This window comes from Burkholderia sp. MSMB1078WGS (genome assembly GCF_001528895.1).
Classification (GTDB): domain Bacteria; phylum Pseudomonadota; class Gammaproteobacteria; order Burkholderiales; family Burkholderiaceae; genus Burkholderia.
This window is the reverse complement of record NZ_LPDI01000038.1, coordinates 21,831-33,775: the sequence shown is the minus strand read 5'-3', so window position 1 is coordinate 33,775 and position 11,945 is coordinate 21,831. Positions and strand designations below refer to the sequence as shown.

Annotated in this window: 11 protein-coding genes; 2 read left to right on the top strand and 9 right to left on the bottom strand. The window is 68.2% G+C overall.

The genetic code is table 11. From position 1 onward, the window contains the following. Positions 1–25: 25 nt before the first annotated feature. The 5 genes from WT24_RS08805 to WT24_RS08785 all read right to left on the bottom strand — a co-directional run bounded on the left by WT24_RS08805 (position 26) and on the right by WT24_RS08785 (position 5,429). Entirely contained in the window at positions 26–727 is a 702-nt protein-coding gene (locus tag WT24_RS08805) for a phosphorylase (protein WP_060032787.1), read from the bottom strand. A gap of 9 nt (positions 728–736) precedes the next feature. Beyond that, positions 737–2,710 carry a squalene--hopene cyclase gene (shc, locus tag WT24_RS08800; protein WP_060032784.1) on the bottom strand — a complete coding sequence of 658 codons (1,974 nt, stop codon included), beginning with the start codon at positions 2,708–2,710 and terminating at the stop codon, positions 737–739. Positions 2,711–2,722: 12 nt separating this feature from the next. After that, positions 2,723–3,976, bottom strand: coding sequence for a hydroxysqualene dehydroxylase HpnE (gene hpnE / locus WT24_RS08795; protein ID WP_060032780.1), 1,254 nt, complete (start codon positions 3,974–3,976; stop codon positions 2,723–2,725). Between the two features lie 13 nt (positions 3,977–3,989). Continuing rightward, the gene (hpnD, locus tag WT24_RS08790) at positions 3,990–4,838 is read right to left on the bottom strand and encodes a presqualene diphosphate synthase HpnD (RefSeq protein WP_059499632.1); all 849 of its coding nucleotides are present in this window, start codon (positions 4,836–4,838) and stop codon (positions 3,990–3,992) included. Between the two features lie 258 nt (positions 4,839–5,096). Beyond that, the gene (locus WT24_RS08785; protein WP_059499600.1) at positions 5,097–5,429 is read right to left on the bottom strand and encodes a hypothetical protein; all 333 of its coding nucleotides are present in this window, start codon (positions 5,427–5,429) and stop codon (positions 5,097–5,099) included. Between the two features lie 191 nt (positions 5,430–5,620). Here WT24_RS08785 and WT24_RS08780 point away from each other — a divergent pair, with 191 nt between their 5' ends. After that, positions 5,621–6,505, top strand: coding sequence for an alpha/beta fold hydrolase (locus WT24_RS08780; protein WP_060032777.1), 885 nt, complete (start codon positions 5,621–5,623; stop codon positions 6,503–6,505). 19 nt (positions 6,506–6,524) lie between these two features. Here the strand turns inward: WT24_RS08780 and WT24_RS08775 are convergent, their stop codons facing one another. From WT24_RS08775 to WT24_RS08765, 3 genes are read right to left on the bottom strand one after another with little or no spacing between them, the layout of a single operon-like run. Beyond that, complete coding sequence (locus WT24_RS08775) at positions 6,525–7,463, bottom strand: GGDEF domain-containing protein (RefSeq protein ID WP_059499602.1); 939 nt, start codon at positions 7,461–7,463, stop codon at positions 6,525–6,527. Further along, a complete protein-coding gene (locus WT24_RS08770) occupies positions 7,460–8,086 on the bottom strand; it encodes a chemotaxis protein CheC (RefSeq protein WP_034205817.1) in 627 nt (208 codons plus the stop codon). Before WT24_RS08770 ends, WT24_RS08775 begins: the two co-directional genes overlap by 4 nt. Next, positions 8,079–8,447 (bottom strand): response regulator, encoded by a 369-nt coding sequence (locus tag WT24_RS08765; RefSeq protein ID WP_011548759.1) that lies wholly within the window; start codon positions 8,445–8,447, stop codon positions 8,079–8,081. The genes WT24_RS08770 and WT24_RS08765 overlap by 8 nt, the downstream gene beginning before the upstream one ends. Positions 8,448–8,919: 472 nt before the next feature. Between WT24_RS08765 and WT24_RS08760 the strand changes: the two genes are divergently transcribed. Then, complete coding sequence (locus WT24_RS08760; RefSeq protein ID WP_059499603.1) at positions 8,920–11,169, top strand: hybrid sensor histidine kinase/response regulator; 2,250 nt, start codon at positions 8,920–8,922, stop codon at positions 11,167–11,169. A gap of 76 nt (positions 11,170–11,245) precedes the next feature. Here WT24_RS08760 and WT24_RS08755 read toward each other — a convergent pair whose 3' ends face one another. Then, positions 11,246–11,800, bottom strand: a complete 555-nt coding sequence (locus WT24_RS08755) for an NADPH-dependent FMN reductase (protein ID WP_059499604.1) — start codon at positions 11,798–11,800, stop codon at positions 11,246–11,248. Positions 11,801–11,945: the final 145 nt, after the last annotated feature.

Below are 11,945 nucleotides of genomic sequence, written 5' to 3'. Positions count from 1 at the left end.
GGAAGAGGGCGGCGGTGCGTGCCGCTCAGACGATCCGCATCGCGCCCGCCCGCTCGAACGCGTGCCGCGCCTGGATCAGGGTCGTGCGCGCCGCGCGCGCGTCGCTGGCGACCTGCAGCAGCGGACCGAGCTGCGACGGCTGCTTCAGCAATTCGCGCAGGATCGGCAGGATCGCCGTGCTGCCGTCGTCGCGCAGGCCAGCCGTTGCCGCACGCGGCAGCGTGCGCCACGCCGGATCGACGATCGCGCGACACACCGCGAACGGCACGCCGCGCGCGGCCGCGAACGCGGCGGCGATGTGCGACTCCATGTCGACGGCCAGCGCGCCTTTCGCGCGATGCAGCGACGCCTTGTCCTGTTCGCCGACGACCGGCGCCCCGACGGCCGCGACCGTGCCGCGCGCGACCCGCGCCCACAACGGCGTGTCGTGCAGCGCGGCGACGAGCCGCGTGCTCCAGCCCGCATCGGTCTCCACGCGGCCGAACGGCCCGTCGATCGCGTTCGCGATCACGAGCGCGCCCGGCGCCAGATCCGGCGCGAGGCCGCCCGCCGTGCCGAAGCTGACGATGCCCGCGCAACCGTGCGCGGTCGCATCGGTCAATGCGCGCTCGAGCCGGTCGGCCCGCGCGGCGAACACGGCCTCGACGCCGTGGCCGCGCGCGATGCGCGCCTCGAACGCCATCCCCGTCACCGCGATGACAGGCAATGCGCCGTTGTGCCGTGACATGCCCACGCGTTACATCCCGACCGTGACGCGCGTCTCGTTCGCGCGCTTCAGGTTGCGGTAGCGCGCGAGCGCCCACAGCGGGAAGAACTTGCGATAGCCGTGGTAGCGCAGGTAGAACACGCGCGGGAAGCCGGTCGCGGTGAAGCGCGTCTCGTCCCACAAGCCTTCTTCGTTCTGCCGGGCGACCAGGTAGTCGATTCCGCGCGCGACGGCCGGATTGTTCACTTCGCCGGCCGCCATCAGGCCGAGCAGCGCCCACGCCGTCTGCGACGCCGTGCTCGGTGCCTGTTCGAATCCGCGGTAGTTCAGCTTGTAGCTGTCGCCGTCCTCGCCCCAGCCGCCGTCCTTGTTCTGGATCAACAGCAGCCACTGCGCAGCGCGCTTCATGCGCGGATCGTCCGGCGTCAGGCCGGCCGCGTTCAGCGAGCACAGCGCGGTCCACGTGCCGTACACGTAGTTCATCCCCCAGCGGCCGTACCAGCTGCCGTCCGGCTCCTGTTCCTTCAGCATGTAATCGAGCGCGCGGCGGGCCGGCTCGCTGTTCAGCGGCGTCTCGCCGAGCTGCGACAGCATCGACAGGCAGCGGCCCGATACGTCGGCCGTCGGCGGATCGAGCAGCGCGCCGTGATCGGAAAACGGGATGTTGTTCAGGTAGTACTGCGTGTTTTCCGGTTCGAACGCCCCCCAGCCGCCGTCGCTGCTCTGCATGCCGACGACCCATTCGCGCGCACGCGCCATCGATTCGCGATACGTGTCCGACTGCGTGAGCTTCTGCGCGCGATCCATCGCCATCACCACCACGGCCGTATCGTCGACGTCCGGGTAGTACGCGTTCGCGTACTGGAACGCCCAGCCGCCGGGCCGAACGTTCGGGCGGCGCGAGATCCAGTCGCCGCGCACGTCGAGGATCTGCAGCGGGCGCAGCCATTCGAGGCCGCGCAGCACGGCTTCCTGCGCACGCGCATCGCCGGTTTCGAGCAGCGCATGCGCGGCGAGCGACGTGTCCCATACCGGCGACAGGCACGGCTGGCAATACGCTTCGTCGTCATGCACGACGAGCAGCTTCTCGACCGACTTGCGCGCGAGCGCGCGGTTCGGATGGTCTTCCGCATAGCCGAGCACGTCGTACATCATCACCGCGTTGGCCATCGCCGGATAGATCGCGCCGAGGCCATCCTCGCCGTTCAGGCGCTCGTCGACGAACGACACGGCCTGACGGATCGCGCGTTCGCGCGTATAGCTCGGGAACAGGCCGTCGACCGCGCGCAGCGCATGGTCGACCACGCGGAAGAACGCGAACCAGCCGGCGCTCTGGTGCCCCTGGCGCGGCAGCAGCCCGGCGTTGACGGGCGGATCGATGAACAGCTCGTCGATGCGCACGCCGCGCGGGTTCTTCGCGAGCGGACGCTTCGCGTTCAGCACCAGCAGCGGCACGATCACGGTGCGCGCCCAGTACGACACTTTCGACAGGTGAAACGGGAACCACTGCGGCAGCAGCATGATCTCGACCGGCATCATCGGCACCGCGCGCCACGGAATCGCCCCGTACAGCGCGAGCTGGATGCGCGTGAACACGTTCGACATCTCGGCGCCGCCCATCGCATGGATCGCCTTGCGCGCGCGCTGCATGTGCTCGGCGTTCTCGTCGTCGCCGATCACCTTCAGCGCGAAATACGCCTTCACGCTCGCGCTGATGTTCGGCGCACCATCGGTGAACAGCGGCCAGCCGCCGTCGGCCTGCTGGATGCGGCGCAGATATTTGCCGATCTTCCGTTCGAGCTCGAGGTTCGGCGTCTCGCCAAGATAGTGGACGAGCAGCACGTATTCGGCGGGAATCGTCGAATCGGCTTCGAGTTCGTAGACCCAGTGCCCGTCCGGTTGCTGCGCGGCCAGCAGCGCGTCGGTCGCACGCGCGACAGCCGCGTCGACGCCGGCCGGCACGGCGCCGGCGGACAAGGTAGCCATTTCGGTGAGATCGTTCATCGGTCCCTCTGTTTATTGCGTCTGGAGCACGTCCGCGGCCAGCTGGCCGGAGCGGATCGCGCCCTCGATCGTGGCGGGCAAGCCGGTGGCAATCCAGTCGCCCGCGAGTACAAGATTGGTCCAGCGCGTACGCACGGCCGGACGTTTCATTTCCTGCGACGGCACCGCCGCAAAGCCCGCGCGCGGCTCGACGACGAGCTGCCACGCGGGGATGGTTTCCGGGTTCGCGCCGCTCACGCGCGCGACGTCTTCCCAGATGCGCCGCGCGAGTGTGTCGCGCGGCATGTCGAGCCAGCGGCCCGCATCGCGGATCGTCGCCGCGAGCAGGCCGTCGCCGGTCCGCACCGCATCGACGACACCGTTGACGACGGTCGTCTGCAGCGGATCGCCGGCCGGCTTCTCGACCGCGAAATACGCGGTCACGACCGCGCTGAACGTGTCGGGCGCGGTGAGTTCGGGCACGAGCGGCTGCGCGACTTCGGGCGGCACGGCCAGCACGACCGCGTCGCCCGGCGCGAGATCGATGCGCTCGCCGCCGACCGACACCGCATCCACCGCATTGCCGTACGCGCCGAATTCGAACGCGTCGAGCCGCGAATTCAGGCGAATCTGTGCACCGCCGTGCTGCAGCATCCGCAGCGCCGGTTCGACGAACGCGCTGCCGAGCCCGCGACGCGCGACGAGCGGACGGCAGCCGGGCCCGCCCGCCGCAAACGTGCCGCACAGCGCGGCGCGCGCGAGCTCGGCGCTCGCGTGGCGCGGCTCGATATTCAGCACCCCGAGGAAAAACGGCCGCAGCCAGCGATCCCACAGCACGCCGTCGCATCGCATCGTCTGCGCGAGCGAGCGGCCCGTGCGCGCGAACGCGAGCGGGGCGAGCGCGAGGTAGTCGAGCGGCGTCGTGCCCGGCGCGCGCGACGCGGCATCGAACAGCCACGACGGCCAGCGGCCGTTGCCGAAACGCAGCGTCCAGCGCTGCTGCGACGCGATGTCCATGACCGGGAATTCAGCCAGCGCGGGCCCCGCGAGCTGATCGGCCGCGCCGATCGCGCGCAGGTAGCGCTGCGTCGCGGGCTGTCCCGCGAAAACCGTGTGCAGCCCGCTGTCGAGCGTCGTGTTCAGCGTCCCGTCGAACCACGAGCGGCAGCGGCCGCCCGCGTGTGCGTGCGCGTCGTGCAGCACGATGCGCCGCCCGCGACGTTGCAGCTCGACCGCGGCCGACAGGCCCGCGAGTCCTGCGCCGATCACGTGGACGGTTCTGGGCATCGCGTCGGTCGACTCAGAACAGCGCGTAGCGCGCGGCGATCATCAGCATGCGCGCCTTCGGCTTGCGCAGCGGCGCGCGCGGCGCGGCAAAGCCGCGTGCGATCGCGGCGTCGAGAATGCAGCGATAGGCACCCGACATGATGCGCGGCGCCTTCACCTGCGCACGCGGGCAGGTGTCCATCACCGCGTCGGCCTGACGGAAGTGCTCGAGCGCGCGCTCGACGAGCGTCGCGCACACCCGCGGCAGCGCCGGATCGCGCACGATCGTCGCCGGATCCGTGATCGCGATGCCTTCGCGCGCGAGCAGTTCGCGCGGCAGGTAGCACCGGTTGATCGCCGCGTCGTCGTCGATGTCGCGCAGGATGTTCGTCAGTTGCAGCGCGCGGCCGAGGTGGTGCGACAGCGCGATCCCTTCGGCTTCCGGCATCCCGAAAATGCGCACCGACAGCCGGCCGGCCGCGCTCGCCACGCGATCGCAGAAGAGGTCGAGCGTCGGCTCGTCGGGCGCGCAGATGTCTTGCTCCGCGTCCATCGCCATTCCGTCGATCATCGCGTGGAAATCGGCGCGCTGCAGGTTGAACGCGCGGATCTCGCGATCGAGCGCGGCCAGGTGGCGCGGCGGGCGGCCGGCGAAGCATGCGTCGATGTCCGCGCGCCAGCGATCGAGGCCCGCGTTGCGCTCGGCGCGCGGCAGGTCGCTGTCGGCGATGTCGTCGACCGCGCGGCAAAACGCGTAGACCTGGAACATCGCATCGCGCTGCACGGCCGGCAGGATGCGCATCGCCAGATAGAAGGAGCTGCCCGATGTGACGGCAGCGGCGTCGGTTTCTTGTTCGTCCACGACGGAATGGGAAACGGCCAAGACGAGCTCCACGGAGACACCCACGCGGGGCGATTGAAGAAGCCATGCCCGGCTGGGATGGTCAGGGCGTCAAATGCGTGCGAGATATGCGAACGATCGACGCAGACAGGCACAAATTACCGGCCGGAAGCCGGAATTGGCCGAAAGTATAGCAATCTTTGAAGTTCGATGGCGGACGCGCGCCATGTGGGGCGGGGTGTCGGGCGCCGTCTGGGCGCCCGTGCGGCCCGCTTCGGCGAATCGACGCCGCGCGGCGCGTCAGCCGTAAACGATGTCGCGCTGCAGATCGAGCGCGATGAGCCCCATTTCGCGCGTGAGCTGGAGCATCGAGCGGCGCTCGAGGCGCGAGCCCATGAAGCTCGTCACGCGCCCGTCGGGCTCGACGGTGAACTGGAAAACCGCGCCGCCCGTACCGAACCACGCGCCCGGCACGTCGGGCGATTCCTGCCAGTCGATCTGTTCGAACACGCGCGCGATGCCCGCGCGCACCAGGTCGCCCGGGCCGATCGGCGGCGCGACGTCGCCCAGATCGTCGAGCGAATAGGGGCCGGGTTTGTTCGGCTTCCGGTAGAAGAGATAGTCGACGTTCATGGGGCGCAATCGCAGGTAAAGCAACAAATTAGCGCGCTTCGGCACAAATTCAAATCGGATCAGGACGAAATGTCGCCTGCGCGACACAACGGGACGGTTCGTTGCCGGTCGAGAAACGCGGGCGCGCGATCGCGTCTCGATGCCGGCGGGTTCGTCTAAGATGACACCTTTCTCGAAAAAATACGGACACCATGGAGACGAACGACACCGCCACCCCGCAGTCCGATCCCCCCGTTTTCGTGCTCGTGCACGGCGCGTGGCATGGCGCGTGGTGCTACGCCCACGTGGCGGCCGCGCTCGCCGCGCGCGGCTACCTGTCGATCGCGCGTGACCTGCCCGCGCACGGCATCCATGCCCGCTTTCCCGCGTCGTATTTCCCACGGCCGCTCGACAAGGACGCGTTCGGCGCCGAGCCGTCGCCGGTCGCGAACACGACGCTCGACGACTACGCGACGCAGGTGATGCAGGCCGTCGACGACGCGTACGCGCTCGGCCGCGGCAAGGTCGTGCTGGTCGGGCACAGCATGGGCGGCCTCGCGATCACGGCGGCCGCCGAACGCGCGCCGGAGAAGATCGCGAAGCTCGTCTATCTCGCGGCCTTCATGCCCGCGTCGGGCGTGCCGGGCCTCGACTACGTGCGCGCGCCGGAAAACAAGGGCGAGTTGCTCGGCCCGCTGATGCTCGCGAGCCCGCGCGTGGCCGGTGCACTGCGCATCGATCCGCACAGCGGCGACGCCGCGTATCGCGAATCGATGCAGCGCGCGCTGTACGACGACGCGCCGCAGGCCGACTTCGACGCGGTCACGAACCTGATGAGCTGCGACGTGCCGGCCACGCCGTTCGCAACCGCGATCCCGACCACCGCCGCACGCTGGGGCGCGATCGACCGTCACTACATCAAGTGCCTGCAGGATCGCGTGATCCTGCCCGCGCTGCAGCAGCGCTTCATCGACGAAGCCGACGCGTTCGCGCCCGGCAACCCGACCCACGTGCACCAGCTCGACAGCAGTCATTCGCCGTTCGTGTCGCAGCCGGCCGTGCTGGCCGGCGTGCTCGCCGACATCGCGAAAAGCTGAGCGGAACGGGCGCGGTCGGTCAGGCGTACGCGACCGACCGATCGCGCCCGAGCCGCTTCGCACGATAGAGCGCGGCGTCTGCCTCGTTGACGAGCACGTCGCAGCTCAGCGCGCCGGCTTTCGCGCACGCGGCGCCGACGCTCGCCGTGACCGGCACGCCGACGCCCTCGGCATCGACCGGCATGCTGCCGATCGCCTCGCGCACCTTGTCGGCCACCCGCATCGCCTCGTCGAGATTCGTGCACGGCAGCAGCAGCGCGAATTCCTCGCCGCCGAAACGGCCGAACGTATCCTGCGCGCGTACGATCGACGCGACCCGGCGCGCCGTCTCGCGCAGCACGGCGTCGCCCGCCGCATGCCCGAAGCGGTCGTTGATCGTCTTGAAGTGGTCGAGGTCGAACAGCAGCACCGACAGGTCGCCGCCGTAGCGCTGCCAGCGCAAGAATTCGTCGCCGAGCCGCGCCTCGAAGAAGCGCCGGTTCGCGATGCCGGTCAGCCCGTCGCGATTCGCGTGTTCGCGCAGCTTCGCGACCGCTTCCTCGCGCTCTCTTTGCATCACGCTCACGTGCGTGACGTCCGAGATCGTCACGCACACGGCTTCGACGTCACGGCCGCGCGTGAGCGGCATGAACGTGCAGTCCTGCTGCATGTAGTCGACGCCGCCCGTGATCGGCCGGTCGTGCTCGAAGCGGAACAGGTAGGGCCGCTGCTCCCACGAGCTGAAGGCGAAGCTGCCGAGCTGAAACACGCTCTCGAGCTTGCGCGACAGCCACGCGCGCGGCAGGTCGGGAAAGCAGTCGAACAGGTTGCGGCCGATCACGTCGGCGGCCGGGATGCCGCTGTGGTCCTGCATGAAGCGATTCCACATCAGGACGGTCATCGAACGGTCGAGCACGAACAGGCCGAAGCCGACCCGCTCGATCACGAGGTCGCTCAGCGACGGGGCGGCGGCCGTCATAGCGCGGACAGCAACGCGTCGAGCGCGTCGCCCATCAGCCGGATCGAATCCTCGGCCATCAACATCACGAAATGCGCGCGGAACGTGTGATCCTCGAGCCCGAAGTTCACCTCGAGCAGCAGCGCGACGCTCCACCCCAGCTCGTTCGGCTGGAAGACGTCGTCGAACGACACGTTCGCGCCGAGCAGCCCCGGCGGAAAGAACACCGGCTTGCGGCCGAGTTCGTCGAGGATCGACGCGACGCAGGCGCCCATCAGCACGTTGGCGACGTCGAACACGAGCTCGTCCGGCGTCGCCATCCCGCCGTACACGCCGTCGCCGAACGTGCGGTCGACGACCGACATGAGCCGCGCGACGCCCGCCGTGCGGCACAGCACGATCGCCTCGCCCTTGATGTCGGAACGGAAGCCCTGGCGCACCGCGGTCACGTTGTCGTGGATGCCCGTCATCTCGCGCAGCGCGGCGCCCGCGTCGGCCGCTTTCACGACGCGCACGCGCGGCACCGACAGCTCGATGAAGTGCCCGAGCAGCAACGCAAGCCGCGCGGCGGCGCGGCCCATTGCAAGGTTGGCGATTTCCTGCAACGCGTCGCGTTGCTCCGCCGTGAACACCGATTCAGGCATACAACCCATACTCCTTGAGAATGGGCAGCAATGCCTCCGACGTCACGGGTTTGGCAACGAATGCGATCGCGCCCAATTCACGCACGCGTGCTTGCGCCTGCGGCTGGATATCGGCGGATACCACGATCACGAACGTGTTCAGATCTTCGTGGCGCAGTGTTTCCAGGACCTGATATCCGCTCATGTCGGGCATCGTCAGGTCCAGAAACATCACGGAAGCTTTGCCGTCACGATAGAGCGCCAAGGCCTCGCGACCATTCGCTGCATACGCGACGTCAACGTCCCAATCTCCCGGCAGCGCCTTTGTCAGAAGTTTGCGAGCGAGCAGCGAATCGTCGGCAATTACAATCGGCAAAGGCATGGGGCGATGCGGTATACGGAATGGTCTCTCTCGCGTTAACGACCGCGCGGCGCATTTCTTGAGTGCCATGCGTTTCGGGCGCGGGGCAACCGCCTCGCAGCCGCGCACGGGCGCCGCGACGCAGGTGCGCGCGACGCACCGCGCGGCAATCGCCGGCGGGCGCATATATCTGTCATAGGGGAAAGCAAGGCGCGATTCTCGGAGTAAACCGGAGGCGATGCAACTCGCCATTTTCACCATTTCGAACAGAATCGATCCGATCGCGCGCCATTCCGAAAACAGCTGCGACCATTTTCGAGATAAGCACGCAAAATTTTTCCTTGTGTACGTTTGCGCTGCCGGATTCGTCGCGTTTTCAATCTGACGGTTTCCGGCGGGTGGATTCGACGGATCGCGTGCGTACGGCGCCGCACGGCGGGCCACCGCAACTCGTTTATGATGGCAGGCACCTCTGCTTCACCCCCTTTCCTCGATGACGTCCGAACGGCCTGCCGCCTCCCAAGCTTCCGCCCCCCCGCCCGCCGACGACTGGCAGGACGACGGCAGCTACGCGTCCGGCGCCCCCGAGCACGATTTCGCGGTGCGCCGCGTGACGCTGATCGTGCTGCTCGTCGCGGCCATCGTGCTGCCGTGCATCTACGTGGTGGTGATGGCGTACAACGACCTGAAGGCGCGCGAGGCCGCCGCGAGCGACGTGACGATGCGCACGGTGCGCGTCGCCGAGGAGCATGCGCTCAAGGTGTTCGACCTGAGCGAAACGCTCGATGCGCGCATCGTCGACCTCGTGCAGGACATGGACGACGCGACCGTGCGCAGCAAGGAATCCGACATCCACGAAGCGCTGAACACGATCGGCGGCGGCTATCCGCAGGTGGCGGCCGTGTCGATCTTCGGCGCGAGCGGAATGCTGCTCGCCAACAGCCTCTACTATCCGGCGCCGTATGCGTCGATCGTGAATCGCGACGACTTCGCCGGCATCCGCGACGGCAAGGTCATCGAACACATCTCGCGGCTGATGATGGGGCCGCTCAAGCTCGAGAACATTCCCGTGTTCAACACGGGCGTCGCGCGACGCCATAGCGACGGCTCGTTCGCCGGCATGGTGTCGATCGCGCTGAAGTCGTCGTATTTCAACGCGTTCTACCGCGACCTGCTCGGCGGCGCGAGCACGCCGATGACGATGGCGCTCGCGCGCTCCGACGGCGCTGTGATCGCATCGTATCCGCCGCCGCCGTCGCTTGCGCACACCGATCGCTCGGTCACGTTCGGCAATCCGCACAACGATCCGCGCGCGGGTGTCGTGCGCGTGCGCCACGACGGCACGAGCAGCGAGATCGTCGCGTATCGCCAGGTCGGCAGCTATCCCGTCTACGTGAGCTGCGCGTACCGCACGTCGGCGATCTGGCATGAATGGTACGAACACCTGAGCGTGCTGTTCATCTCGATGTTCGCGCCGTCGGTCGCGCTGTGGTCCGTGATCTGGCTATCGCTCAAGCGGCTGAAGGCCGAAGAGCAAGCATGGGATCGCTGGCAGGCCGAAGCATCGATGCGGCGCTCGATCGAATCGGCCTACCGGCAGTCGCGCAAGATGCAGGCGCTCGGCAATCTCGTCGGCAGCGTCGCGCACGACTTCAACAATCTGCTGATGATCATCTCGAGCAACGTGCAGATCGCGCGGCGGCGAGGCGTGCAGCATCTCGACAAGGAGCTCGACGCGATCGAACGCGCACTGAAGAACGGGCAGTCGCTCACGCGCCAGTTGCTCGGCGTCGCACGCAAGCAGCCGCTGCACAACGAGACGATCGACGTCGGGCAATGGCTCGGCACGTGCCGCGAACTGCTGAAGACGTCGCTCGGATCGAAGTCGTCGCTGGTCGTCGCGATCGAGCCGGGCGTCTGGCCGATCCGCGTCGATGTCGCTGAGCTCGAGCTCGCGGTGATCAACCTCGCGGTCAACGCGCGCGATGCGATGGCGACGGGCGGCCGCTTCACGGTCGGCGCGCGCAACGTCACGCTGCGCCGCGAGGACGGCTTTCCGCTGACCGGCGATTTCGTGCAGATCTCGCTCGACGACACGGGTTCGGGCATGGCGCCCGACGTGCTCGCCCGCGCATTCGAACCGCTGTTCACGACGAAGCCGCAGGGGATGGGGACGGGGCTCGGCCTGCCGCAGGTATTCGCGTTCTGCGAACGCTCGGGCGGCCTCGCGACGATCGACAGCGCGGTCGGCGCGGGTACGTCGGTGCGTCTGTACCTGCCGCGCGCGCGCGCCGAGGACGTCGTCGCGCGGCCGGCGGCCGGCGCGCACGACGCGGGCAGCGGGGCACTCGCGGGCTTGCACGTGCTGCTCGTCGAGGACAACGGCGAAGTCGCGGCCGGCACGGAAGCGCTGCTGTCGCTGCTCGGTCATCGCGTGACCTATGCGCCCACCGCCGACGACGCGTTGCGCCTGATCGAAGGCGCCGCGGCGAACGACACGTTCGATCTCGTGATTTCGGACATCCACATGCCGGGCCGCCTGAACGGTATCGACCTCGCCGAAGCGGTCGAAAAACGGCCGGGGAAGCTGCCCGTGATTCTCGTCACGGGTTATGCGGAGGAGCTCGACCGTACGCGCACCGTCAACGTCCGCGTGCTGTCGAAGCCGTTCGACATCGCGCTGCTCGACGAGATCCTGCTGGGCATCCGCGAAGCGCGCGACGCACGACACACCGGCGCGTGACCGGCCGTGTGCGGCCGGCGCCGGCGCCGACGCCGACGCGACGGCGTGAACGGGCGCATCGATCGGCCCGACGACGTCAGGCCGATTTCAGCAGGCGCACCCAGCCCGCATAGCGATCGACGAAGCCCTGCAGGAACTTGCGGGTGTCCTCGCTGACGATCTGCCCCTGGTCGTCGATGCGCGCCGGATCGTGCTTGATGAACATCTCGGGCTGACCGAGCGTCTTCACGTCGAGGTACGCGAGCACGTTGCGCAGGTGCTGCTGCGCGAGCGCGGTACCGACTGCACCCGGCGACGTGCCGAGCACCGCGCCCGGCTTGCCCGACCACGAGTTGGAACCCCACGGGCGCGAGCCCCAGTCGAGCGCATTCTTCAGCACGCCCGGAATCGACCGGTTGTATTCAGGCGTGACGAACAGCAGCGCGTCGGCGGCTTCGATCGATTGCTTGAAGCGTTTCGCGACTTCGGGGAAATCCGCGTCGTAGTCCTGGCTGTACAGCGGCAGTTCGCCGATCTCGACGAACTCGAACGAAAAATCGGCGGGGGCGAGCGAGATCACGGCGTGCGCGAGCGCGCGGTTCGTCGAAGCGCTGCGCAGGCTGCCGACGACGACTGCAATACGATAGGACATGGCATTCTCCTTCCGGTGAGTGAGGAATCGGATCGATTGCTTCCGAACGGGCGACAAAGGTCTGTTTATAGGCAAGCCAGCCCGCGAGCCGTCCCACGGGGCCGTCCGGCCGACTTTCCACAAGGTTTTCCACAGAAATTGTGGA

Excerpts from the sequence above, each read along its gene's own strand:
- WT24_RS08805 (WP_060032787.1), bottom strand. The coding sequence starts at position 727 with ATGTCACGGCACAACGGCGCATTGCCTGTCATCGCGGTGACGGGGATG.
- shc (WP_060032784.1), bottom strand. The coding sequence starts at position 2,710 with ATGAACGATCTCACCGAAATGGCTACCTTGTCCGCCGGCGCCGTGCCG.
- hpnE (WP_060032780.1), bottom strand. The coding sequence starts at position 3,976 with ATGCCCAGAACCGTCCACGTGATCGGCGCAGGACTCGCGGGCCTGTCG.
- WT24_RS08785 (WP_059499600.1), bottom strand. The coding sequence starts at position 5,429 with ATGAACGTCGACTATCTCTTCTACCGGAAGCCGAACAAACCCGGCCCC.
- WT24_RS08780 (WP_060032777.1), top strand. The coding sequence starts at position 5,621 with ATGGAGACGAACGACACCGCCACCCCGCAGTCCGATCCCCCCGTTTTC.
- WT24_RS08775 (WP_059499602.1), bottom strand. The coding sequence starts at position 7,463 with ATGACGGCCGCCGCCCCGTCGCTGAGCGACCTCGTGATCGAGCGGGTC.
- WT24_RS08770 (WP_034205817.1), bottom strand. The coding sequence starts at position 8,086 with ATGCCTGAATCGGTGTTCACGGCGGAGCAACGCGACGCGTTGCAGGAA.
- WT24_RS08765 (WP_011548759.1), bottom strand. The coding sequence starts at position 8,447 with ATGCCTTTGCCGATTGTAATTGCCGACGATTCGCTGCTCGCTCGCAAA.
- WT24_RS08760 (WP_059499603.1), top strand. The coding sequence starts at position 8,920 with ATGACGTCCGAACGGCCTGCCGCCTCCCAAGCTTCCGCCCCCCCGCCC.
- WT24_RS08755 (WP_059499604.1), bottom strand. The coding sequence starts at position 11,800 with ATGTCCTATCGTATTGCAGTCGTCGTCGGCAGCCTGCGCAGCGCTTCG.